The 23,783-nt window shown below is 62.9% G+C and carries 14 protein-coding genes and 2 rRNA genes; 10 read left to right on the top strand and 6 right to left on the bottom strand.

Translation table 11 applies throughout. From position 1 onward, the window contains the following. Window positions 1-332: 332 nt before the first annotated feature. The 5 genes from L286_RS38210 to L286_RS38190 all read left to right on the top strand — a co-directional run bounded on the left by L286_RS38210 (window position 333) and on the right by L286_RS38190 (window position 6,309). A complete protein-coding gene (locus L286_RS38210) occupies window positions 333-1,370 on the top strand; it encodes a hypothetical protein (protein ID WP_235181761.1) in 1,038 nt (345 codons plus the stop codon). A gap of 309 nt (window positions 1,371-1,679) precedes the next feature. Continuing rightward, entirely contained in the window at window positions 1,680-3,059 is a 1,380-nt protein-coding gene (locus L286_RS38205) for an aminomethyltransferase family protein (RefSeq protein ID WP_013053708.1), read from the top strand. 65 nt (window positions 3,060-3,124) lie between these two features. Continuing rightward, window positions 3,125-4,099 carry a methylenetetrahydrofolate reductase gene (locus L286_RS38200; RefSeq protein WP_020819660.1) on the top strand — a complete coding sequence of 325 codons (975 nt, stop codon included), beginning with the start codon at window positions 3,125-3,127 and terminating at the stop codon, window positions 4,097-4,099. A gap of 274 nt (window positions 4,100-4,373) precedes the next feature. Next, window positions 4,374-5,402: a LysR family transcriptional regulator gene (locus tag L286_RS38195; protein ID WP_021223613.1), complete on the top strand. Its 1,029-nt coding sequence runs from the start codon at window positions 4,374-4,376 to the stop codon at window positions 5,400-5,402. 457 nt (window positions 5,403-5,859) lie between these two features. After that, window positions 5,860-6,309, top strand: a complete 450-nt coding sequence (locus tag L286_RS38190) for a dihydroneopterin aldolase (RefSeq protein ID WP_020819658.1) — start codon at window positions 5,860-5,862, stop codon at window positions 6,307-6,309. Window positions 6,310-6,406: 97 nt separating this feature from the next. Here L286_RS38190 and L286_RS38185 read toward each other — a convergent pair whose 3' ends face one another. Further along, window positions 6,407-8,836 carry a TonB-dependent receptor gene (locus tag L286_RS38185; RefSeq protein WP_020819657.1) on the bottom strand — a complete coding sequence of 810 codons (2,430 nt, stop codon included), beginning with the start codon at window positions 8,834-8,836 and terminating at the stop codon, window positions 6,407-6,409. 296 nt (window positions 8,837-9,132) lie between these two features. On the opposite strand from L286_RS38185, the gene purU reads away from it, so the two are divergent. Then, on the top strand, window positions 9,133-10,017 hold the full coding sequence (gene purU / locus L286_RS38180; protein WP_051146807.1) for a formyltetrahydrofolate deformylase: 885 nt from the start codon (window positions 9,133-9,135) through the stop codon (window positions 10,015-10,017). A gap of 76 nt (window positions 10,018-10,093) precedes the next feature. On the opposite strand, the gene L286_RS38175 is transcribed toward purU, so the two are convergent. After that, on the bottom strand, window positions 10,094-10,942 hold the full coding sequence (locus L286_RS38175; protein WP_020819655.1) for an alpha/beta fold hydrolase: 849 nt from the start codon (window positions 10,940-10,942) through the stop codon (window positions 10,094-10,096). 81 nt (window positions 10,943-11,023) lie between these two features. Then, a complete protein-coding gene (locus tag L286_RS38170) occupies window positions 11,024-13,297 on the bottom strand; it encodes a TonB-dependent receptor (protein WP_020819654.1) in 2,274 nt (757 codons plus the stop codon). Between the two features lie 457 nt (window positions 13,298-13,754). On the opposite strand from L286_RS38170, the gene L286_RS38165 reads away from it, so the two are divergent. Beyond that, complete coding sequence (locus tag L286_RS38165) at window positions 13,755-15,092, top strand: MFS transporter (RefSeq protein WP_020819653.1); 1,338 nt, start codon at window positions 13,755-13,757, stop codon at window positions 15,090-15,092. 12 nt (window positions 15,093-15,104) lie between these two features. Here the strand turns inward: L286_RS38165 and L286_RS38160 are convergent, their stop codons facing one another. Then, window positions 15,105-16,028, bottom strand: coding sequence for a LysR family transcriptional regulator (locus L286_RS38160; RefSeq protein WP_233448249.1), 924 nt, complete (start codon window positions 16,026-16,028; stop codon window positions 15,105-15,107). Window positions 16,029-16,262: 234 nt separating this feature from the next. On the opposite strand from L286_RS38160, the gene L286_RS38155 reads away from it, so the two are divergent. From L286_RS38155 to L286_RS38145, 3 genes are all read left to right on the top strand, one after another. Beyond that, on the top strand, window positions 16,263-17,480 hold the full coding sequence (locus L286_RS38155; RefSeq protein WP_013053698.1) for an FAD-dependent oxidoreductase: 1,218 nt from the start codon (window positions 16,263-16,265) through the stop codon (window positions 17,478-17,480). A 185-nt stretch (window positions 17,481-17,665) separates the two neighbouring features. Then, a complete protein-coding gene (locus L286_RS38150; protein WP_020819651.1) occupies window positions 17,666-19,804 on the top strand; it encodes a hypothetical protein in 2,139 nt (712 codons plus the stop codon). A 29-nt stretch (window positions 19,805-19,833) separates the two neighbouring features. Further along, window positions 19,834-20,544: a DUF3142 domain-containing protein gene (locus L286_RS38145; protein ID WP_020819650.1), complete on the top strand. Its 711-nt coding sequence runs from the start codon at window positions 19,834-19,836 to the stop codon at window positions 20,542-20,544. A 138-nt stretch (window positions 20,545-20,682) separates the two neighbouring features. On the opposite strand, the gene rrf is transcribed toward L286_RS38145, so the two are convergent. Further along, window positions 20,683-20,797 (bottom strand): 5S ribosomal RNA (rrf, locus tag L286_RS38140). A 143-nt stretch (window positions 20,798-20,940) separates the two neighbouring features. Next, window positions 20,941-23,736, bottom strand: a 23S ribosomal RNA gene (locus L286_RS38135). Window positions 23,737-23,783: the final 47 nt, after the last annotated feature.

The following is a 23,783-nucleotide window of genomic DNA, read 5'->3' as shown; positions in this document are numbered from 1 at the left end:
AAATATGCAGGCCGCAGCGGAAAGGGCGGAATTCCGCCGCAGAGGCGCGGCGCGACATCGCCCGGCCGATCCGTTCCGCGATCCGGTTCCGGGCCTCCAATCTGCGGGAGATCACCGAAAGCGCGCTCATGAAGGATCGCTCGCCCACGATCCGCAACCCGGATGGAGCCTATCCGATTTGCCGATGTTCCGGATCGCGCCGGCCATCGCTATCGTCCGGCCGGGGATTTCCCTTCCGATCCGATGAGGGCGTCGTCGTGCGGCAGCGTCGGGCCTCGTCGGATCACGCAGAAAATTTCGATAATGCGCGAGCCCATGAGAGGATGAAGCCAATGACCGTGAAATCGACCCCCATCTTGCTGGTGGGCAGCGTCCCGCTGAGGGATGAAGCCGAAGTGTTCGCGGAGGTGGCCGGCATATTGGGCGAACGCGTCGCCGCGATCCCCGACGGCGAAACGGGGGCGCGGACGAACTGGATCAACTGGCAGAAATCCGTGATGGACCAGGCGCCGATGATCGAGCGACGGCAGCATGTCGACGGCTATGGAGCGGTCCAGGTCGATCTCTATTCGGAGAAGAAGGACCATGCGGGCGAACGGGCGTTTCCGCCGCTCGGCTATGCAAGGGCGGCGCTGGCTTCCTACGCCACGTTCAGGGCGATGAAGGAGGAGGGCCGGATCGCGCCCGGAACCCGTTTCCAGGTGGCGCTGCCGACGCCGTTCGCCCCCATGATGTCGTTCATCGAACCGGGCAGCTTCCATCGCGTCGAGCCGCTTTACGTCGCGGCCATGCATCGCGAACTGGACGAGATTCTCTCCGCGATCCCGCATGAGGAACTGGCGGTGCAGTGGGACGCGGCCCTGGAATTCGCGGTGCTGGAGGGCGTGTTTCCGGCGCCCGTCACGGATTTCCGGTCCCTGGTCGGCCGCATGGTGGAGCTTGGCTCATGGGTGCCGGACGCCGTCGCCATGGGTTTCCACCTCTGCTATGGCGACGCCAATCACAAGCATTTCAAGGATCCCGACAGCACCAGCCTGATGGTGCAGGTCATGAACGACCTTGCCCGGCGGATCGTCCGCACCATCGACTGGTTCCACCTGCCGGTGCCGATCGCGCGCGACGACGACGCCTATTTCAAGCCGCTGTCGGTGCTCAAGACATCGCCGGACACGCAAATCTACCTGGGCCTGGCGCATGTCCGCGACGGCAGGGAAGGCGCGCTGCGCCGCGCGACGAGCGCCAGGAAGTTCATCAAGGGCTTCGGCATCGCCACCGAATGCGGCCTGGGCCGTCGCCCGTCGGAGACCATCGTCCCGCTCCTGCGCATGCAGGTCGAGATTGCCGAAGCGATCGACGGCCTCGACGCATAATCCCATCCGCGGCCGAAAGTGAAGGCCCCGGACGCGCAAGCGGCGTCCGGGGCCTTTCCCATATTCAGGCGCCGCCGCAATCCGGATCGCGGATTCGCGGAATCCGGCCTGCGTTCTACACAGCATCCCACAGTCGATTTATCAACGGGCGACAAGTCCTGGAGCTTCAACGCCTGTCGCGGAACATGCGCGACCGGGTCGATATGGACATGAATACTCGTGCGCCATTGCACGGATCGGCGGAACACAAGTCTTCGTGGTTCCGCCGCAAGATCATATTGAACAAGATAAGTCGATGGAAAGGATGCCATGAAAAATCCGCTGCTCCAATATCGCAATCTGGAGGAGGCTCTCCAGGCTGTCGGCGGTCCCGTGAAGCTGCTGCGCAGTTCCCTGATCGGTCCCTACCAGTTTCCGGTCGCGGCGCCCGAATATACCAATTGGCGGGACGAACAGCGCGCCTGGAAGCAAGGCGTCGCGCTGCTCAACCAGTCCTTCCACATGACCGACCTCTATCTCAGGGGGCCTGACGCGCTCAAGATACTGCGCAAGGTCGGCCTCACCAAAATGACGACCTTTCCGGTCAATCGCGGCAAGCAGCTCATCGCCGCAAGTCCGGACGGCTATCTGATCGGCGACGGCATCGTATTCCATCTGGAACAAGACTATTTCCGCGTCGTCGGTCCGCCGGTCATTTCCGACTGGACGCAGTTCCATGCCGAAACCGGCGGCTATGACGTCGAAATAGACCGCGACGAAACCGTCAGCATGCGGCCGGGCGATCCGCGCATCTGGATCTACCAGATCCAGGGGCCTTATGCCCTGGAATTGCTGAAGGAAGTGACCGGCAACCGCCTTCCCGAAATATCCTTCTTCGGCATCGGCAGCTTCGAAATCGCGGGAAAGCCGGTTCGCGCGTTGCGGCACGGCATGGCCGGCACTCCCGGTTTCGAGATGTTCGGTCCATGGGCGGACGGGGAAGCCGTCATGGACGCGCTGATGGAAGCGGGCGCGAAATACGACATCAGGAAGGTCGGATCGCTCGCCTATCCGACAAGCGCGATCGAATCCGGCTGGATGCCGCACCCCGTCCCCGCCGTCTATCACAGCGAGGAGATGAAGCCGTTTCGCGAGTGGCTTTCGCCCATGTCGCTGGAAACCCTGGGGTCGATGGGCGGCAGCTTCTATTCGGACGACATACGCGATTATTATATGGACCCGATCGATGTCGGCTACGGCCCGCTGATCGATCAGCAGCGCGACGACTTCATCGGCAAGGCCGCGCTGGCGCGACGGGCGGCCGACCAGAAGCGCAGGAAAGTCACCCTCATATGGAATCATGACGACCTGATGAGGGTCATCCACGACTCGCTCTACGCCGATCCGCCGGCCCGCTTCATCAACTTCCCGCTTTCGGCCTATTCCACCTTCCATATCGACGACGTCCGCGCCAGGGACGGCGGCAGGCATGTGGGACTGGCCCAGTTCTCCGGCTTCAGCGCCAATGCCGGCGAATTCCTGAGCGGCGCGGTGGTCGATGTCGACCATGCCGAACCGGGCGCCCAGCTCACCCTGTTGTGGGGCGAGGACAAGATGCGCCGCCCGACGATCGAGCGCAACACATTGCGCGAAGTGCGGGTCACGGTCGCGCCGTCGCCCTATTTCGAAAAGGTCATCAAGAAGGACTGAATCCTCCGGCGGCTCCGCGCGGGGAAGACGCGCCGGGCCGGCCCTTCGCGGAAAGGCCGCCTCACATGAAACTAGCGCTAGAGCGATTTCCAAGCGATCGGAACCGATCGCTGATCAAGAAATCGCGGAAAACAAGGAATCCAGAGCGGCAATCCGATTCAATCGGATCGAAACCCGCTCTGCCGGGCCAGGATGCGCCTATCCTGGACCTCGTCCGATCTTTTTCGCTCGAAATGACGGCGAAGGACGTTGCAAGCCTTGCCGACGCGGCCCCGATGATCCCCGCGGGCACGCCGATTTCGGTGACCTACCTGCCGGGCGAAACCATGCCGGCGCGGGTCGCGGCGGCGCGGACCGTCAAATCGCTGGGCTTCGTGCCGGTGCCGCATATCTCGGCGCGGCGCCTCCCCTCCAAAGACGATCTGGTCGAGTTCCTGACCGTCCTGGACGGCGAGGTCGGCATCGACCGGGCCTTCGTGATCGCCGGCGATCCGCCCGCGCCCATGGGGCCTTATGAGGATGCTCTGGCCGTCATCCGCAGCGGGCTGCTCGACAGGGCGGGCATCGGCACGGTCGGCATCTCCGGCTATCCCGAAGGGCATCCGGACATCGGCCGGGAGAAGCTGGACCAGGCGATGAAAGACAAGATCGCTGCGCTCGCCGAACAGGGGAAGCGGGTCGAGATCATGACCCAGTTCGCCTTCGACGCCGACGCGATCCTGGACTGGCTCGCCCGGATTCGCCGGGATGGCGTCGCAGCCCCCGTGCGCATCGGCCTGCCCGGCCCGGCCAGCGTCGGCAAGCTGATCCGCTTCGCCGCCCGATGCGGCGTGGGCGCCTCCGCCAGGGTCATGGTGAAATATGGCGCTTCGATCAGCCGGCTGCTCAGCACGGCCGGCCCGGAGCATCTGATCGAAAGCCTGGCCAGGCAACGCGATCCGGCGATCCATGGCGAGGCGATGCTGCACTTCTACCCCTTCGGCGCGCTGGTCGATACGGCAAGGTTCATCCGTTCGCACTATGGCGATGCCCGCGAGTGACGCCCGCGGGCGCGGCCTTCGCATGTCCGCGCGCCGTGAATCCCGGCCTCGCCAGACGCATGGGGCGCGAAGGGCGGCCTTGCGCTTCGCCTGAAATCCCGCATTTTCATGCCCTTGACGCCTCAAGGAGGCGGGCGGCGCAGTAAATCCGTAAAACGGATGCGAACCATCCGTTTTATGCACTTGCGATATTGCGCGCCGCAATATCCATTCTCCTGAAAAAGCAGAAAAAGCGTGCTTGGCGCACCGGCCATAGGAGAGTGATACCGTGAGCATGCTGCCCACCAGCCGCGACCCGGCGGCGATGCTGTCCTTCTTTCACCTGTCCGTCTTCGAAGCCATGATGCGGCTCAAGAGCGTGACGCTGGCTGCCGACGAGCTGGAATTGCCGCAATCCTCGCTCAGCCGGAATCTCAGCGCGCTGCGCGAACATTTCAACGATCCCCTCTTCGTGCGCACCCGCAACGGCATGGTGCCGACCTCCATCGCCCAGTCCGTCGCCAAGGGGGTGGAGGAGGCGCTGCGCATCTACCGCAACGGCCTGTGCGGCCGCCAGAGCTTCGACCCCGCCCTTTCCGAACGCAATTTCCGGATCGCCGCGTCCGACCTCGGCCATTATTGCATCATGCCGCTGGTGCAGCGGCATTCCGCGCACATCGCATCCAACGTCAAGTTCACGGCCGTTCCGATCGGGCGAAACACGCTGATCTCTCAACTGGAGGCGGGAATGGCGGACATCGCCGTCGGCAGCTATCCGACGCTCTACGCCAATGTGAAGGAACAGACGCTGTTCCGGGAGGATTATGTCTGCATCCTGCCCAAGGCGCTGGCGCCGAACGGCGTGCTGAGCCTCAGCGATTACAAGGCGCTGGACCATATCGTCGTCGACGGCCAGCATTACAGCCATGGGCACCGGGAGGCCGAAAGCCGGATACTCGACATCATCGATCCGGCGCGCATCCGCATGGTATCCGAAACCTTCATGGTCACCGCCCTGATCGCGGAGATGAGCGACCTGGTGCTCACGGTTCCGCGATCCGTTGCGCGGGTGGTGCAATCGCCGCGGATGACGATCGTCGCGCCGCCGCTGGAATTGCCGGTCATCGACGTGAAGCAATATTGGCATGAACGCTTCGACCATGATCCGGGCAATATCTGGCTGCGATCCCTCATCTCCGAATGCCGGGTCGACCACCAGCTGGGAGCAAGGCGGGTCAATGTCCAGGGCCAACCGATTGCCGCTTCCCTTGAGGAGGCCGGCCATGAAGCCGGCGCGCCCGCGGTGGACGTTTCCGCCTGCTAGGCAGCGTGGACAAATTCGGAAATGTCGTGAAATGGCCTTAGCTGACATTGCCCCACCGTCACCCCGGACTTGATCCGGGGTCCCGCTTTCTTTCTGAGTGCCCGCCTGGAAAGGGCAGCGGGACCCCGGGTCAAGCCCGGGGTGACGAATAGGGGAACGTCCGCTCCCCCCCAAAAAATCACTCAGTCCGGCAAGTCTTGAATTTGTCCACGCTGCCTAGAAGGCGCATCATGACCGGGCAGGAACAGATATGGCCCGATCGCGGGCAAATCCTGGTACCGGATGTCATGCTTTGCTTGCTGTTTATGAAATGATTTTTAAATATTCGGTTGTGGTCTGGCGGTATCGTGACCTTTCCAATCCCGATCATGGAACGGCGGAATCCGGATCGCAGCTAGGCCGATAGGGCGCATGGAGCTATGATGTCTCGGCAATCGACCGGACTATTGGGCATTTCATGCATGATCGAAACGAATTTCCCGGACTGGCCGCCAATGAACCATCCTGCCGACATTGCCGGCATCGAACGGGATCAGCGATCGGGCCGGAGCAGAAGCTGTGGGTGCGGGCGCAGAATATCTCGATCATGGCCAGCGTCGGCATCCATCGCGGCGAAAAGGACCATCACCAGGAAATCCTGCTCAACATCGCGGCGGAAGTGCGCGAGCCGGAGAGCGACCGGATCGACCGCGCCGTGGATTATCGCACCCTGGTCGACGCGGCCCGGCGCCTGGCCGCCGAGGGCCATTTCGAGCTTATCGAGACCCTGGCCTGCGAACTCGGCCGGCGGCTGATCGGCCTTGATCGGGTAAGCGCGATCGACATCGAACTGTTCAAGCCGGCCGCCATTGCGCCGGCAATGGCATCGGTCCGTTATCATGCCGCGAAGCCGGATCAGTCGAGCTGAAGCATCGTGCGGAAAAGCCTGTCGAAGGGCAGAAACCGATTTTCCGCCACGAACGATGCGACGGCAAAATCCGGAGAGCCCGGCATGCGTGAGGGTCTCAGAAGGCGTATCGCGCCGAGAGATACCATTCCCTTGGCCGGGCATAGACGCCATCGGCGAAGGAGGAGTTTCGCAGGTCCGCGAAACCCGAACCGAGATAGGCCTTGTCCGTCAGGTTCGTGACCCCCAGGGTGAGCCGCCAATGTTCGTCCCTGGTCAGGAAGGCCGCGGACAGGTTCACCACATGATAGCCCGGCTGGGAGATGATCGGATCGTTCGCCGCGTTGAAGAAGGTACGGCTGCGATAATTCCAGTCGCCGCGCAGGGTGAGCGTTCCCGCACCGGCCAGTTCGTACGCATAGCTCAGGCCGCCGCTGATCGACCATTTCGGGGTATAGGGCAGGACCGCATCGGGCGGGATCGCCGCATTGGGGGCGATCCTGGTATATTCGGTGTCCAGATAGCTGCCGCCCAGCGTCGCGGTAAGCCCTTCGAACGGCTTGATCGTCGATTCCACTTCGATGCCGCGAATGCGGGCCGTGCCGCCGTTCACCTGCAACGGCTCTATGCTGAAATTGGGATCGAACACGGTGATCTGGAGATTTTTGTAATCCGCCCAGAAAGCCGCGATGTTGAAGCGGACGTGATGATCGAAAAGGTCCGTCTTCGCGCCGATCTCGTAAGAGGTCAGCTTTTCCGGACCGAAGGTCGGCTGCTGAAGGCGCGGCAGGATGACGCGTTGCTGGAAGCCGCCGCCCTTGATGCCCTGGGAGAAGGAGGCGTAGGTCATGATCGACGGCGACCAGCGATGGTCCAGCGACACCATCGGCGACACGTTCTTCAGCTTCACCTTCGCGGGATTGTCGATGATCGTGGCCGGGTCCGGATTGGGATTGTTGACGGCGAAGGGCGGCAGCCCGAACCCGTTGTCGATGTAGAAATTGTCCGGATCGTTGCGCTTCGTCTCATTGGTGTAGCGCAGCCCGGCGGTCAGGTTGGTGCGGGGATCGATGGCGAAGGTCGCCTGGGAAAAGGCGGCGTAGCTGTCGGTGTCCAGCTTCGTCTTGACGGCGGTGCAGACGAAGGAGAAGCAGGCCGGATTGTCGAACCGCACCTTTTCGCTGAAATAATAGAGGCCGATCAGCCAGGTCAGGCGGCTGTCCATCGTCCTGCCCGAAAATTGCAGTTCCTGGCTGAATTGCCGGGCGGTCTGGTCGGTCTGCAATTCCAGCAGCCTGAACGGGGTATCGTCGTCCCGCATGAAATGCGATTCCGTGCGCCGGTAGCCGGTGATCGACTTGACGCTCACATCGGGCGAGACGTTCCATTCCGCGACACCCGTCAGGCCCCAGAGGTCGAGGTCCGACCGCGAACGCGCCGGATCGTAGAAGGTCGTATAGGGATTGCCGGTGACATATTGATCGTTGAAGCAGGAGGGATTGGACTGGTCGAACGCGTCCCCTCCGGCCAGCGGATTGCAGCCCTGCGCGCCGGCGACGACCAGATTGTAGAAGCCCCCGATGGTCGCGGCGTTCGCATTGATGAAATTGGGATCGCCGACCGGAATGCCGGGAACCAGGGGTTGGGTCGCGAGCAGGGTCGTGCCCGACGATTGCTCGCGCTTGCGCGTATAATCGAAGCTGAGATCCAGCTTGAATTCCTGCGTCGCCTCCCAACGGAGCGCGCCCCGGCCCGCAATGGTGGAAATGTCGCCCAGCTTCGGCGCGTCGGCCTCCGTCACGGCCCCGGTGCCGGGATCCTTCCGCAGGATCGTGACATAGCCGTCGCGGTTGAGCGTCGCGAGCGAGAAACGGCCGAACAGGCTGGACGTGAAGGGAATGTTGATGCTGCCCTTGACGTCGATGCGGTCGAAACGCCCCGTCGTGGCCTCAAGCGACCCCTCGAACTTGTCGGAGGGTTTCCTGGTGGTGATCTGGACCGCGCCGCCGATCGTGTTCTTCCCGAAGAGCGTACCTTGGGGACCGCGCAGCACCTCCACCTGTTCGAGGTCGACCGTATCGAGGACCGAACCCAGGGTGCGCGAGACGTAGATGCCGTCCAGATAGATGCCGACGCCCGGATCGATCGTGGGGAAGAAGTCGTCCTGGCCGATGCCGCGGATGAAGACGACCGCGGCGTTGGAGGCGCCGGAATTCCCCGCCGTGGTGTTGAACGTCAGGCTGGGCACGGCCTGCGCCACGGCCGAAATGTCCGTGGCGCCCCGGTCCGCCAGCGTCGCCCCCGTGATCGCGGAAACGGCGACCGGCGTGTTCTGGAGCGATTCCGACCGGCGCCGCGCAGTGACGACGATGTCGGCAATCCCCCCCGATGCGGTTCGGGCGGCCTGCGACGCCTGTTCCGGACCAGCGGCGGCACTGCCCTGCCAGGCGTGGGCCGGCGCGGTCGAGGCGAAGGCGCCAAGGAAGGCCCCGCGCATCAGCAAGGCGCTGAAATGCGGACGACAGGCGCGTTTTGAGGCTCCAGACATTCAGCTCTCCCCTTCATGCGCGCATCTTTTGCGTGCGCGATGCCATTCGCGGTTCGTGCCGTAATGCCGGTTCTGTCGACCGCGTTCGGCGAATAGATCAGCTTTGCGAAATTCTGAAAATCACAGGAAGCGGATAGGAAATATTCGCTATCCGGATTCCATGATCCGCGCCGGGCGGCCCCGAATATCCGATATGCGGAATGGGCCAAGCCGCGCGGCGGACGGCCCGGCATCTTGCAATCGGACGGGACGCGGATCGATTAAGGCTGCCAAGACGCGGCCGCACCGTGGCGGCCATGCATGACCTTGGAGGGGAATGTCGCGTGCCTGAAGACCATATCCTCAAATTGTCGTGTCCCGACCGGCCCGGAATAGTGGCCGCCGTCAGCGCCGCGCTCTTTTCCGCCGGCGCCAACATCACCGACGCGCAGCAGTTCAACGATCCGGAAACCAGCAAGTTCTTCATGCGCGTCGTCGCTCGATTTCCCGACGACAGGACCGTGGCATTCGAAAACATGTTTATCGATGTCGCCGCCGGGTTTGGCATGCAATGGTCGTTGCGTCCTGCCGCGCAACGGCGAAGGGTCGTGGCGCTCGTGTCGAAATTCGATCATTGCCTGGGCCATCTGCTGTACGGCAGCCGCATCGGCGAAATCGACATGGACGTGGTCGCCATCATATCCAACCACCCCAAGGAAGCCCTGACGATCAGGTCATGGCTTGAGGACATCCCCTATCATCATTTTCCCGCCGCCAGGGACAACAGGGCGGCGCAGGAGGCGAGGATCAAGGAGACGATCGTGGCGTCGGGCGCGGAACTCGTCGTGCTCGCCCGGTATATGCAGATCCTGTCGGACGACCTGGCCGCGTTCCTGGCGGGCCGCTGCATCAACATCCATCACAGCTTCCTGCCCGGCTTCAAGGGCGCCAAACCCTATCACCAGGCGCATTCCCGCGGCGTCAAGATGATCGGCGCGACGGCGCACTACGTCACCGCCGACCTCGATGAAGGGCCGATCATCCACCAGGACGTGGAGATGGTCTCGCACGCCGACACGCCCGAGGCGCTGGTCGGCAAGGGTCGGAACATAGAGCAGCGGGTGCTTTCCAGGGCCGTGCAATATCATGTGCAGGACCGGGTGTTCATCAACGCGAACAAGACGGTCGTCTTCCGCGATTAGGCGATCGCCAGGATTCCTGTCCGGAACCGCGATGGCGGACGGGCTGATGGCCGATCTGGCCGTGGAAGTCGCCCTGTTACTTCGAGTGCATGTCGATCAGGGCCGCCAGCCGGTCCGGACAGGAGAAGAAGGGCGAATGGGACGAAGCGAGCGTGCTGACCCTGGTCGGCGCGTCGGGATAGGCCCGGTCCATGTCCGCTATGCAGCGCCGTTGCGCCGGTTCGCGCAGGGCATTGTCCTGCGTGCAGACGATATAGGCGCGCGGTATGGCGGCGAAGCGTCCCGTCGTGATCACCGGATCGCGCAGGAATCCCAGGGGAACGTCCGGCGTCATGAAATGGGTCGCCGCCCGCGCCGCATCCTCGTCGATGTCATGGAAGAATATCTGCCTGATGTCCTGGAGGCGCGCTTCGTCGGCCGCATCGATGCGCGCCGCGCCGATCTCCGGAGGATGGCCCGTCTGGAGCGAGGCGGTGCGCGAGCCTTCATTCTCCGGCGCCATCCTGTATTCCAGCGCCGCATGGCCGTCCACGGGCGTGATCGCGCACAGATGGACGAGGTGCGACAGATGCTCGGCGGCGATTTCCGCGGCGGCATTCGCTATCGCGCCGCCCAGGCTATGGGCGACGAGCGCCACCCTGCTGCCGGTGGAGATGCTCAGCGCCTCGATCTGCCCGGCCAGGAAGGAGGCAGCCTCGCCAAGGGAGATGGCGCCGGCGCTGCTTGGCTCGGCGGCCATCGCCTCGGCCGAGAAGGGACGCGCCCTCTGCGCCCTGGGGAAAAGCGCCCGCAGCCCGTGGTTCGGCAGGTCGACCGCAACGGCCATGCGGTTGAGAAGCGCCAGGTGGAACTGGGTCCGGTTCCAGCACCAGGCGCCATGCCAGGCGCCGTGGACCAGGACGAGCGGCGGATAATGGTGCATCATGCCCTCCCGAATGCGCCCCGCCCCTCTACCATGGCGGGGCGCATCGCGAAATGGCGGCCCGCCGGGGGGGCCGCCGTTCCGTCAGAATTTATAGCCGATCCTCAAGCCATATTGGCGCGGCGGCTTGTAGGTGACGACTTCGGCGCCGCCGCCGCCCGGCACGTCGTTGAACCCGATGCCGCGGAACACATTGCCGGTCTGCACCGTGTCGAAGAGGTTGGTGACGAACACCTCGCCCGTCCAGCGATCGTCCGCCGTCGTGAGGAACAGGCGCATGTCGACATTTTCGTAACCGGGCGCCAGGTCCGATCCGGGATTGACCGGAAAGGGCGCGGCCCGGTTGAAGGCGGTATAGAAAATCCGGCTGGTGTAGGAATAATCGACGCGCAGGCGCCCTTCGCCAAACCCGCGGATGGGGAAGCTGACGGAACCGCCCACATTCGCCGTCCATTTGGGCGTGCGCTGCACGCGATTGCCGCCCAGTTGCACATTCTGGACGAGCTGGGGATCGAATGTGGCGTCGGTATAGGCGCCCGATCCGTCCAGCCGGAACCAGGATGTCGGGGCGGCCTGGAATTCGAGTTCCACGCCCTGCACGGTCGCCCCGCTGGCATTATAGGCCTGGGCGCCGAACGGCCCCAATATCTGGAACTGGAGATCGTCATATTTGTTGCGATAGGCCGCAAGGTTGACCTGCAGCCGCCGGTCGAAGAGTTGGCTCTTTAGCCCCGCCTCCATCGCCTTGACGGTTTCCGGCTGGAAGACGGCGTTGGAAAGCAGCGGATTGATCGCCTGGTTGATCCCGCCCGATTTATACCCGGTGGAATAGCTGACATAGGCCAGGATCGCGTCGGTGAGCTGATAGTCGGTGGCGATGCGGTAGGTGACCTTTTCCCACTGTCCGCCGACCGGGCCGCTATAGCTGGGCGGCGTGAACTGGAAGCCCGAATTGACGCCGTCCTTTTCGTCATGGGTATAGCGCAGGCCGCCGGTTATGCTCCAGCGGTCGAGCGGACGAACGGTCGCCTGGCCGAAAAAGGCGTAGGATTTCGACGTGACGTCTCCGGCGAGCCGGAAGCCGTCCGGAACATTGTTGTTCGCCGCGACGATGGCATAGCGGCCGCCCCGGAAGGCCGATTGGCGGAACCCCTTTTCGCGGAAATAATAGGCGCCCAATATCCAGTTGAACGGAGCGTTGGCGCCCGCGTTGGAGAGGATCTGCAATTCCTGGGAAAATTGATGCGCCCTTTCTTCCAGGTCCAGGACGCCCAGATCCTTTGGCGAATAATCGGTATCGGCCTGGGAACTGAATTTCGACTCGGCATAGGCGGTGATCGACTTGATCGTCGCCGCGCCAAGATCATATTCAAGGTTCGCGCTCAATATCGACAACGAGTTGCGTTGATATTCCGGACTGTTCTTCCCTTCATGGAAGGGCCGCAGGTCGTTGACCAGCGGGACGCCGTCGACCAGATAGTTGTTGAGGCCCGCTATCTGCGGGCCGCCCAGGTTCCGGCCGGTCGTGGAGCCGGGAAACGGCGTGCGGATCTCCGGCTGGCTGCCGACGCCGCCGCTGTGGATATGGACGCCCGAAAGAAGGATGGAAAAATCGCCGGCGGGTTCGATGCGGACATGGCCGCGCACGCCCCAGTTGTTCGCGTCATTGGCGTCCGTCCCGCCCGGCACGCTGTTGCGGGTGAAGCCGTCCCGCTTCTCGCGGAAAGCGACGATCCTGGTGCTGACCGCGTCGGACAGGGGAAGGTTGACGGCCCCCCGCACCCGCCACATGTCGTATTTGCCGGCGGTCACGTCGACATGGCCCTCCAGCTCGTCGCCGGGCTTCCGGGTGATGTAGTTGATCGAGCCGCCCGTGGCGTTCCGCCCATAGAGCGTGCCCTGCGGACCGCGGAGGATTTCCACCCGTTCGGTATCGAAGGCCGAAAACAGGGTGCCGATCGGCCGGCCGATATAGACGCCGTCATAGTGGAAGGCGACGCCGGGGTCTCCGCCGGCGGTGGTGTTCTCATTGCCGATGCCGCGCATCGTCACGAATGCGATCGGACCGTAATTGCTGAGCTGAAGGGAGGGAGCGAGTTTCGTGAGCGTCGCCAGGCTGTCGAAACCCTTGTTGGCCAACGCCTCTCCGCCCAGGGCCGAAATGGCGATGGGAACCCGCTGGATGTTTTCGGCGCGCTTCTGGGCCGTGACGACGATCTCCTCGATCTGTCCGCCCGCCCCCTGGGCGGCTGCGGCCGCGTCCGCCTGCGCATCCTCCGGAAAGGGGGCGGTCTGCGCCATCGCCGACGATGTCGACAGCATCAGGATGATAAAAGCGCTGCGATTGCAAATGTTCATTGCCTCTCCCCACATTGCTGGACGTGCATCCAGTGCGTAATTATTGCTTTAAGGTGGCGTGGGGCCGCGAAAATGCCCGGTCGATGTCCCGGACATGCATGTCGCCGCGGTCGATGACCCCGAACCACCTCTTCTTCGTCTGTCGGCATCTTCGCGCCGATTTGCTTTCAAGCCTTGCCATGGCTAAGCAGCTTCGGGGCGCATCGCCATAACCATAACTGCATCGGCGAAATACGAAAATCGTATAGGCAGGCGGCGCCTTGTCGGCCGGCGGCGCCTTCCCCGCCCGGACGCGGCCCGGCGCGGAGGATCAGCGCACAAATGAATTGCCGATATGCGATTACAATATTTGCCAAGCCCGACCTGCCGACCGATCCTGGACGACAGCGGTCAACCGCGACCGCCCGACGCAACGACCGGCGGCGACATAGAGAGATAGGGGAGGCCGGCAAAGATCATGAACGTCGTTTCCACCGGAAATCCGGACATGGCGGACGCGCCCGCGACGATCGGCGGCGTCATCGACAATCGTCCCATATCCCCCTTCCAATATCGGATCGTCGCGATGGGCTGCCTGGTCATGCTCCTCGACGGATTCGACATTCAGGCCATGGCGCTCAGCGTGCCCCCCATCGCCGAGCAATGGGCGCTGGCGCCATCGACTTTCGGCCCAGCCCTTGCCTCCGCGCTTCTCGCCATGCTGTTCTCCGCGGCTTTCCTGGCGCCGCTGGGCGATCGGATCGGGCGTCAGCCGATGCTCGTGACCGCGCTGGCGATCGCCGGGCTCGGCTCGCTCGCGACCAGCCAGGCCGCAACGGTCGCCGGCCTGGTCGCCTCGCGCGCGTTGACGGGCATCGGCCTGGGCATGAGCATCCCCAATGCGGTCGCGCTCGTTTCGGAATTCGTGCCCGCCCGGCGCAAGGCGCTCTGCGTCGCGCTGGTCTACAGCTCGGTCGCCCTGGGGGCGTTGACGGCAGGCTTCGCCGGTCCGCCGATCGTCCATTGGCTGGGGTGGCAGGGGCTTTTCCAGGTCGGCGGCTGGCTTCCCCTGGGCGTCAGCCTGCTGCTGCTGTTCGCCCTGCCGGAAAGTCCCGACTATCTCCTGCGGACCGGCCGCCGCCCCGGCCAGTTGAGGAAAGTCCTGCGCCGGCTGGCGCTGGAGGGGCAGGCGCTCCGGCCCGGCCCGACGGTCGCGCATGGAGGCGCGCTGGGATCGCTGCTCACGCCCCGGTTGCGGGTGCAGACCGCGATCCTGTGGATATTGTCGTGGCTGACGATGTTCATCCTCTACCTGATGATCAGTTGGCTTCCGGCGCTGCTCGAACTTGCCGGCTTTTCGCGTGCGGACGCGCTGCGATCGAGCGTGGTCGTCCAGGCCGGGGGAATTCTGGGCGGCCTGGCCCTGTCCGTCCCCTCCGACCGCGGCGGCATCGTCCCCGCGCTGCTGTGCGCCTATGGCATCGCCATCGCGGCGCTGCTGGGCTTTGAGATATTCCCGCCGGACCCGCTGCTGTGGAGCGCCCTCTTCTTCTTCACGGGCATCGGCACGGCCGGGTCGCAGGTTGCGCTGACCGCCCTGGCCGTCATGATCTACCCGCCCGACATCCGCGCAACCGGACTGGGATGGGCGGTGATGGCGGGCCGCTTCGGCGCCGTCATCAGCGCGCTGGCCGGCAGCCTGCTCATCGGCAGCGCGCTGTCGCCGGGCCGCGTCCTGGCCCTTCTTTCCCTGCCCCTTGTCCTTTGCGCCGCGAATGTGCTGATGCTGAGGGCGCGGAGACGCCCGTCCCCCTAGCGCCGATCGGTCCTAGGACGGGGGCCTTCCCGCCATCAGTTCCGCGATCCCTTGGCGCAGCCATTGGTGGCCGGGATCGTGCCTCGACCGCTCGTGCCAATATTGCTTGACCTTGAACTGGGGCAGATCGAAGGGCGGGGACATTATCTCCAGATCCACCTGCGCCTTGAAGATCAGCGCCACGCGCCTCGGCACGGTCAGGATCATGTCGGTCTGGCCCAGCAGCAGCGGCGCCACCAGGAAGCTGTTGGAGGTCAGGCGCACATTTTCCGGCGAGACCATCGCCGTGATGCGCGCCTCCACCTCATGGTGGATGTGCCCCGCCGTGCGGGCGCTCACCAGCACATGGGTGGCGTCGCGGAACGCCTCCACCGTGAAATCGCGGTCGAGCAGCGGATGCCCCCGCCGCATGACGCAAACATAGACGTCTTCATAGAGCGTCTGTTCGATGACCCCGGAATAGAGCGCCGGAAATCCGCCGAAGGCGATGTCGATCTCCCCGGATTCGAGACCGGCCGCCAGCGAGTGCCTGTCGACCGCCACGGAGGAGAAGCGCGCCCTGGGCGCCTGGTCCGCCGACCAGCGGTCCAGCATGGGAAGCACAGTGAGCTGGCCGAAATCCGAAGCCGCTATGCGGAAGTTCCGGTTGGTCGATCGCGGATCGAAGGAACGGTCCTGCATGAGCCGGTCCCGGTAGATGCGGAGCATGTCCCGCACCGGACCGATGATCGCGTCGGCCGTTCCCGTCGGCTCCATGCCGCGCGGCGTCCTGACGAACAGCGCGTCGCCGAAATGGTCGCGCAGCTTGGCCAGCCAGCGGCTGACCGTGGGCTGGGGCAGGTCGAGCACGCGGCTGGCCTCTATGACGCTGCGGCAGCGATAGACGGCTTCGAACGCCTGCAATTCGGACAGCCCGACATCGGCCAGTTTCAACATCGCCCTTCCCCCCCCCTTGTTCGCCGCCTTGTGCATCGGACGCCAGGACCGATCGACATTCAGCCCATGACGGCCCGCCAACGGCCAATTTGAAAATGCTCTAGGCGATCATATGCAAAAAGTGAATGGCTGCGATGTGATCTGCGGTCTGGAGAAGGGCGACCGGCTGGGAAAATGTGGCCGACGGACGGGCCGCGCAAGGCAGCCCTGAAAAACAGTTGCGGGAGAAAGAGGATGGCCCTGGCCATGGAAGATCGCGTCATCATTGTCGGAGGCGGCCCCGTCGGCCTGGTCGCCGCGCTCGACCTGGCCCAGCGCGGCGTCCCGCTCCTGATCCTCGAAGCGGCATCGACGCCGATCCAGGATCCGCGCGGCGCGGCCTTTCATCCGCCGACGCTCGACATATTGGGGCGGCTGGGGGTTCTGCCAGCCCTGATGGAAATCGGCCTCAGGATTCCCCTGTGGCAGGTGCGCAATCGTGACGGATCGGTCGTGGCGGAATTCGACCTGAACATCCTGAAGGACGTGACGGACCATCCCTATCGTTTCCATTTGGGCCAGCAGAAGGTGGTGCCGGTGCTGCTCGCCGCGCTGGCCCGGCATGCGAATGTGGAAGTCCGCGCGGGAGCCCGCATGACCGGGTTCACCGAAGATGCGAGCGGCGTCGTGGTGGAATATGTCGATGGCGAGGGCGGGGAGCATCTGGCGACCGGACGGTGGCTGATCGGCGCCGACGGCGCGCGCAGCCAGGTGCGCAAATCGGCCGGCATTGATTTCGAGGGCTTCACCTGGCCGGAACGCTTCGTCGTCACCAATCTCGCCGATGATCTCACGCAGTTCGGTTTCGCCTATACCAATTATGTGACCGATCCGGATCGGTGGGCGGTCGTCCTGCGGCTGGAGGATGAGGATGGAAAACCCAATTGGCGCGTCACCTATCCCACCGATCCTTCCCTGAGCGATGAGGAAGTCCTGGACCCGGCGAACGTGCAGGCCCGGCTTCTGGACGTCATTTCCGGCGCCGATGAACTGCACCTGCGCTATTGCGGCATCTACCGCGTTCACCAGCGCGTGGCGCGCCATTTCCGCAAGGGGCGCGTCCTGCTGGCCGGCGACGCCGCGCACATCAACAATCCGCTGGGCGGGTTCGGCCTGAACAGCGGCATCCAGGATGCCGCCAGTCTCGCCGAAAAGCTGGCCGACGTGTGGCACAGGCGCGCCGACGACACGCTGCTGGACAGATATGACCGCCAGCGCCGCGCGAGCAATATCGAATTCGTCCAGAAGGCCAGCATCCGCAACAAGGCGATGATCGAAGAACGCGATCCGGATGTGAAGCGGCAGGCGCAGGAACAGCTCAGGGCGATTGCCGGCGACCCTGCGCGTTCGCTGAACTATCTGCTCGAATCCTCGATGATAAATTCGGTCCGGGCCGCCGAGAAGGTGGATTAGGGTGTGTGGGGATTCAGCCCAGGCCGTCAGCATGGCGGGGGCTGAAATATATACGCCTTCTTGCAGCCGACCGATGGCACAATCTCGCCGAAAGCCGGCGATCATTGCCTTCGCCATTGCCTGGACGCGATCTTTTGTTCAGTCTGGCCTCGGATGAAGAAGAAGACGATCGGCGGCGCCGCCTCATGAGCCATGATTTCGCGTTTCACCGCAGGCATCCCATCGCCGCCATGCTGATCATGCTGGCGCTGTCGGGGATCGGCCTGGGCGGCGCGCTCTGGGCCTGCGCCGACTCCTCCTGCTCGCCCGGCTGGCAACTGGCTTCGCCCGATTATGACTGCGGCGGGCGGGCCGCGATCAGCCCCGGCAACGATACGCGCATCAACATCCTGCTGCTGATGCGCAGCCTGAGGCCGGTGGACGGGGATCGTGCGGGCGCGGCGGCCGACGTAAACAATCCGCAATTCGGCCGCACCTTCATGACATGGCCGGGCTTGCGCGCCGCCTTCTGGCCGCAAGCGGCAGAGGAGAGCGAGGGCAATGCCGATGCGACGGGCTGCGCCGTTTCCAGGGAGGCGGTGGCGGCCTTCGACGCGGCGCTTGCCGCCGAAGCCGCCTTGCCGGGGGCGGAGCGCGCCGAATTGGGCCGGCTTCGCGCCCAGACCGGCTGCGGCACGACCGATTGGGGGAATGCGGCGGTATCCAGCAAGCCGGGCCGCGAATATCTGTCCTATCTGAAAGCGGCCGACGCCTTTCACAAGGGCGACTGGCAGGCCGCGCGGGAGGGTTTCGCTTCATTGACGCGCAGCCGCAGCAAATGGGTCGCGGAAACCGCCCAATATATGCCGATCCGCATCGGCCTGCGCGCCGCGGTCGCCACGGCGGTGGATGAATATGGCGACTTCGCCGGGCCGGAAAAGGTGGATCGCGCCGCGGTCAAGGAGGCCGGCAATGCCATCGGCGCCTATCTGAAGGCTTATCCCAGCGGCCGCTATGCGGCGTCGGCGCAAGGGCTGACGCGCCGCGTAGCGTGGCTGAGCGGGGACATGGCGACCCTGGTCCGCAGCTATGAGAAGTTGCTCTCCACCGTGCCCGGCGACGATGAAGCGGCCGCCGACCTTGCCGAGGAGATCGACATCAAGCTGCTGGAACGGGAGGATGCGGCCAGGATCATCGGCAGCCAGAGCGACGCGCCGCTTCTGCTGGCCGTGGCCGATCTCAAGCGGATGCGACGGCAGGATGCCGATCCGGCCTTTCTGACCGCCGGCGAACTCGCCGCGCAAAAGGGGCAGTTTGCCCGTCATGCCGATCTGTACGGGCTGCTTCAGGCCAGCCGGGCCTATTATGGCGGAGACGATCCGAAAGCGATCCTGGCGCTGCTGCCCGATGCTGCGCGCGACAACCGCTTCACGCCGCTCGCTTTCAGCCGGCAGGTGCTGCGCGGCATGGCCCTGGGCCGAGCGCGAGACCCCCATGAAGCGGGGTTCTGGCGCGACCTTCTGCGGGGGGCGAACCCCCTCTATGAAAGGCCGCTTGTCGAAATGGGGCTGGCCATCCGCTGGCAGCGGGACGGGCGGGTGGAGCAGGTCTTCGCGCCGGGATCGCCGATCACGGACAGCATGACGCGGACGATCCTGCTGCAAACGCTGGCAACGCCGGCGATCCTGCGCGCCGCCGCGCAGGACGGCGCCCGTCCGGCGCGCGAGCGGGACGTGGCTCGCTTCACCCTGCTCTACAAGGATCTGACGAGAGGCGCCTTTGGCGATTTCACCGGCGATCTTGCGCTGGTGCCCGCCAATGCCGGGAACGACGGCGGGCTGTGGGACTTCTCCCAGCAGGACGGGATCCCGGTGGGACTGTTCCGCAAGGGCAGATGGTCGGACGGCTTTCCCTGCCCCAGCATAGCGCAGACCGCCGGAACCCTGGCGCGATCCCCCGCCAATGCGAAGGCGCGGCTCTGCCTGGGCGATTTCTACCGGCTGAACGGCTTTGACGGATTCAGCCTGTTCAAGGCGGGCGAGGACGGCTTCGCTCTCGGCAATGGGCGGGACGGGTTTTCCGGCCGCTTCCTCTCCCGCTCGGACATTTACGCCGCGATCATCGCGGACAGGGGAGCGGCGCCAGAAGATCGGGCCTATGCCCTGTACCGCGCCGTGATGTGCTATGCGCCATCCGGCTATAATGGTTGCGGCGGCCCCTATCGCACCTATGAGGAGATGGACGCGGCGCAGGCGCCTCAAGCCGACCGAAAGGCGTGGTTCACCGAATTGAAGCAGCGCTATCCCGACAGCCGGTGGGCGAAGTCCCTGCGCTATTATTGGTGATTATGCGCGCAGGCGGATGGGCGACTGCATTGCTGGCGCTCCTGGCGCTGTCCGGCTGTCAGCGTCAGGCGGAGACGGGAATGGGAACCGTCGATCCGGCTGCTCATGATGCCTTTTATCTCTGGCCAGGGGTGCGTCCGGCAGGGAATGTCCGGCCGAAGATCCTCTATCTCCTTGACGGAGAGGTCCGGCGCGGCGGGTGGCCCCGGCTGGAGAGACTGCGCATGGGAACGCCCCGGTTGCCGGGCAAGAAGGTCTGGCTCGTCGTCAGGGCGGATCGGCTGGACTGGAATGACGCCCTTTACGCGATGATCTTCGACGATCTGAACCGCTGGCGCGAGGCGGGAAATGAGGTGGTCGGGCTCCAGGTCGATTTCGATGCCGCCACGCGGGGGATCGACGGCTATGCCCGCTTCCTGCACGATCTGCGCCGACGCCTGCCGCAGAACTGGAGGCTGTCGATCACCGGGTTGATGGACTGGAGCGCGCATGGCGACCCGCATGCCCTGACCAGATTGGCCGGGCTGGTCGACGAGGTGGTCGTTCAGACCTATCAGGGACGCACCACCATCCTGGGCTATGAGGATTATTTTCGCCGGATGGAGGGCTTTCCCATTCCCTTCCGGGTGGCGCTGGTGGAGGGAGGCGCCTGGCAAGCACCGCCTATGCTGTCGCACCATCCGCAATTCAAGGGCTATGTAGTGTTCTTGCTAACCCGCATCCCGTCCGATGAACGTTGATCTTCTCGATCTTGAGAGGACCGGGCGTGTTGATATTGCGGATTGTGGTGGTTGTTCTGTGGATTGCGCGTTGTGGCGTGCATTGCGCTGTTGAGCGCATGGACATGCGAATGGGTTTAATGGAGCGCGAGCTATAATGCCTGGCGACGACCTACTCTTCCGGGGCTTGAGCCACAGTACCATTGGCGCAGACTGGTTTCACGTCCGAGTTCGGGAAGGGATCGGGTGGGTCACAGACGCTATGGTCACCAAGCAATAGAGCTTGCGCTTCGGGTTTTAATCGGTGCCGTGCACTTTTGAGATATGATGTCTGGCATGAGGGTGATCACCGCATCTTTGACGCTGGTTTATTCCAGTGTTGTCATTGATGGTGGGACTCGCTTCTTTGGAGAAGCATTCAAGCGCGAACAGAGCAATTAGGACCGGTTAGCTCCATGCGTTACCGCACTTCCACATCCGGCCTATCAAGGTCGTGGTCTACGACCGCTCGAAGAAATCTTATCTTGAGGGAGGCTTCCCGCTTAGATGCTTTCAGCGGTTATCCCGTCCATGCATAGCTACCCTGCTGCGCCCTTGGCAGGACGACAGGTACACCAGAGGCATGTTCAACCCGGTCCTCTCGTACTAGGGTCAACTCCTCTCAAATTTCGACGCCCACGGCAGATAGGGACCAAACTGTCTCGCGACGTTCTGAACCCAGCTCACGTACCACTTTAATTGGCGAACAGCCAAACCCTTGGGACCTGCTCCAGCCCCAGGATGTGATGAGCCGACATCGAGGTGCCAAACGATTCCGTCGATATGAGCTCTTGGGAATCATCAGCCTGTTATCCCCGGCGTACCTTTTATCCGTTGAGCGATGGCCCTTCCACGAGGGACCACCGGATCACTATGACCGACTTTCGTCTCTGCTCGACTTGTCAGTCTCGCAGTCAGGCGGGCTTATGCCATTGCACTCTAACAGACGGTTTCCAACCGTCCTGAGCCCACCATCGCGCGCCTCCGTTACTCTTTAGGAGGCGACCGCCCCAGTCAAACTACCCGCCACAGAGGGTCCCTGCACCGGATAACGGTGCGAGGTTAGACATCAGAAAACAACAGGGTGGTATTTCACCTATGGCTCCACGAGGGCTGGCGCCCTCGCTTCAAAGCCTCCCACCTATGCTACACAGTTCTTTCCTAATGCCACTCTGAAGCTGCAGTAAAGGTGCACGGGGTCTTTCCGTCTAACCGCGGGTACTCCGCATCTTCACGGAGAATTCAATTTCGCTGAGCATATCCTGGAGACAGTGGGGAAGTCGTTACGCCATTCGTGCAGGTCGGAACTTACCCGACAAGGAATTTCGCTACCTTAGGACCGTTATAGTTACGGCCGCCGTTTACCTGGGCTTCAATTCAGAGCTTGCACTCCTCCTCTTAACCTTCAGGCACCGGGCAGGCGTCAGGCCCTATACGTCGTCTTGAAGCCGACTTAGCAGAGCCCTGTGTTTTTGCTAAACAGTCGCTACCCCCTGGCCTGTGCCCCCCATCAGAGCTTGCGCTTAGATGGGGCCTCCTTCTTCCGAAGGTACGGAGGCAATTTGCCGAGTTCCTTCAGGATACTTCTCTCAAACGCCTTGGTATACTCTACCATTCCACCTGTGTCGGTTTAGGGTACGGTCTATACGGAGGGGCTATTTCCTGGGACAGTTTCCCTGCCTGGACCAATCCAATAAGGCCAGACAAGTTGCACCATCCGTCACACACCTCCAGGCCCACGAATATTAACGTGGTTCCCATCGACTACCCCCTTCGGGCTCGTCTTAGGGGCCGGCTTACCCTGCTCAGATTAGCTTTAAGCAGGAACCCTTGGAATTTCGGCGAGAGGGCATCTCACCCTCTTAATCGCTACTCATGTCTGCATTCGCACTTCCGATACCTCCACGGTCGGTTACCCTCCCGCTTCAACGGCCTACGGAACGCTCCGCTACCGCTCAGTCAAAAGACTGAACCCTAAGCTTCGGTGCACGTCTTGAGCCCCGTTACATCTTCGCCGCAGGATCTCTTGTTTAGACCAGTGAGCTGTTACGCTTTCTTTAAAGGATGGCTGCTTCTAAGCCAACCTCCTGGTTGTTTTGGAAATCCCACATGCTTTCCCACTTAGACGTGACTTGGGGACCTTAGCTGTAGGTTAGGGCTGTTTCCCTTTTGACGACGGACCTTAGCACCCGCCGTCTGTCTGCCGGACTAGACTCGTTGGTATTCGGAGTTTGGTTAGTATTGGTAGATCTCGCGACCCCCGCAACCATCCAGTGCTCTACCCCCAACGGCAATCATCCGACGCTCTACCTCAATAGATTTCGCGGAGAACCAGCTATTTCCCGGCTTGATTGGCCTTTCACCCCTAAACACAACTCATCCGATAATTTTTCAACATTAAACGGTTCGGCCCTCCAGTGCGTGTTACCGCACCTTCAGCCTGGTCATGCCTAGATCGCCGGGTTTCGGGTCTAATGCATCATACTCAGTCGCCCTATTCAGACTCGCTTTCGCTGCGCCTACACCTAACGGCTTAAGCTTGCATGATACACTAAGTCACAGACCCATTATGCAAGAGGTACGCTGTCAGGCTTCAAGAGCCCTCCAACTGCTTGTAGGCATCCGGTTTCAGGTACTGTTTCACTCCCCTCATCGGGGTGCTTTTCACCTTTCCCTCACGGTACTGGTTCGCTATCGGTCATGTACGAGTATTTAGGCTTGGAGGGTGGTCCCCCCATGTTCAGACAGAGTTTCACGTGCTCCGCCCTACTCAAGTCCTGATATTGCGCTTTCGCATACGGGGCTGTCACCCGCTATGGCCACACTTTCCAGAGTGTTCTGCTAACTAAATATCAGGCGCTGGCCTGGTCCGCGTTCGCTCGCCACTACTAACGGAATCTCGGTTGATGTCTTTTCCTCCGGGTACTGAGATGTTTCAGTTCTCCGGGTTCGCTTCACCAAAGCCTATTTTATTCAGCTTAGTGATACCTCTCCCATTTAACACGGGGCCAGCCAGAAGCTGGACCAGTCTTAAATGGTGAAGGTGGGTTGTCCCATTCGGAAATCGCGGGATCAAAGCTTGCTCACAGCTCCCCCACGCTTATCGCAGCGTGCCACGTCCTTCATCGCCTGTACATGCCAAGGCATTCACCAGATGCCCTTACCTCACGCTTGAGAGTCCACACCACCAATGACAGCACTGGAAAACAGCCCTGCATCAG

It is taken from the genome of Sphingobium sp. HDIP04 (assembly GCF_000445085.1).
In the GTDB taxonomy this organism is placed as follows: Bacteria; Pseudomonadota; Alphaproteobacteria; order Sphingomonadales; family Sphingomonadaceae; genus Sphingobium; species Sphingobium indicum.
The sequence above is the reverse complement of the archived record's forward strand: the minus strand, read 5'-3'. Positions and strand labels throughout refer to the sequence as shown.

Excerpts from the sequence above, each read along its gene's own strand:
- L286_RS38210 (WP_235181761.1), top strand. The coding sequence starts at position 333 with ATGACCGTGAAATCGACCCCCATCTTGCTGGTGGGCAGCGTCCCGCTG.
- L286_RS38205 (WP_013053708.1), top strand. The coding sequence starts at position 1,680 with ATGAAAAATCCGCTGCTCCAATATCGCAATCTGGAGGAGGCTCTCCAG.
- L286_RS38200 (WP_020819660.1), top strand. The coding sequence starts at position 3,125 with ATGAAACTAGCGCTAGAGCGATTTCCAAGCGATCGGAACCGATCGCTG.
- L286_RS38195 (WP_021223613.1), top strand. The coding sequence starts at position 4,374 with ATGCTGCCCACCAGCCGCGACCCGGCGGCGATGCTGTCCTTCTTTCAC.
- L286_RS38190 (WP_020819658.1), top strand. The coding sequence starts at position 5,860 with ATGCATGATCGAAACGAATTTCCCGGACTGGCCGCCAATGAACCATCC.
- L286_RS38185 (WP_020819657.1), bottom strand. The coding sequence starts at position 8,836 with ATGTCTGGAGCCTCAAAACGCGCCTGTCGTCCGCATTTCAGCGCCTTG.
- purU (WP_051146807.1), top strand. The coding sequence starts at position 9,133 with ATGCATGACCTTGGAGGGGAATGTCGCGTGCCTGAAGACCATATCCTC.
- L286_RS38175 (WP_020819655.1), bottom strand. The coding sequence starts at position 10,942 with ATGATGCACCATTATCCGCCGCTCGTCCTGGTCCACGGCGCCTGGCAT.
- L286_RS38170 (WP_020819654.1), bottom strand. The coding sequence starts at position 13,297 with ATGAACATTTGCAATCGCAGCGCTTTTATCATCCTGATGCTGTCGACA.
- L286_RS38165 (WP_020819653.1), top strand. The coding sequence starts at position 13,755 with ATGAACGTCGTTTCCACCGGAAATCCGGACATGGCGGACGCGCCCGCG.
- L286_RS38160 (WP_233448249.1), bottom strand. The coding sequence starts at position 16,028 with ATGTTGAAACTGGCCGATGTCGGGCTGTCCGAATTGCAGGCGTTCGAA.
- L286_RS38155 (WP_013053698.1), top strand. The coding sequence starts at position 16,263 with ATGGCCCTGGCCATGGAAGATCGCGTCATCATTGTCGGAGGCGGCCCC.
- L286_RS38150 (WP_020819651.1), top strand. The coding sequence starts at position 17,666 with ATGAGCCATGATTTCGCGTTTCACCGCAGGCATCCCATCGCCGCCATG.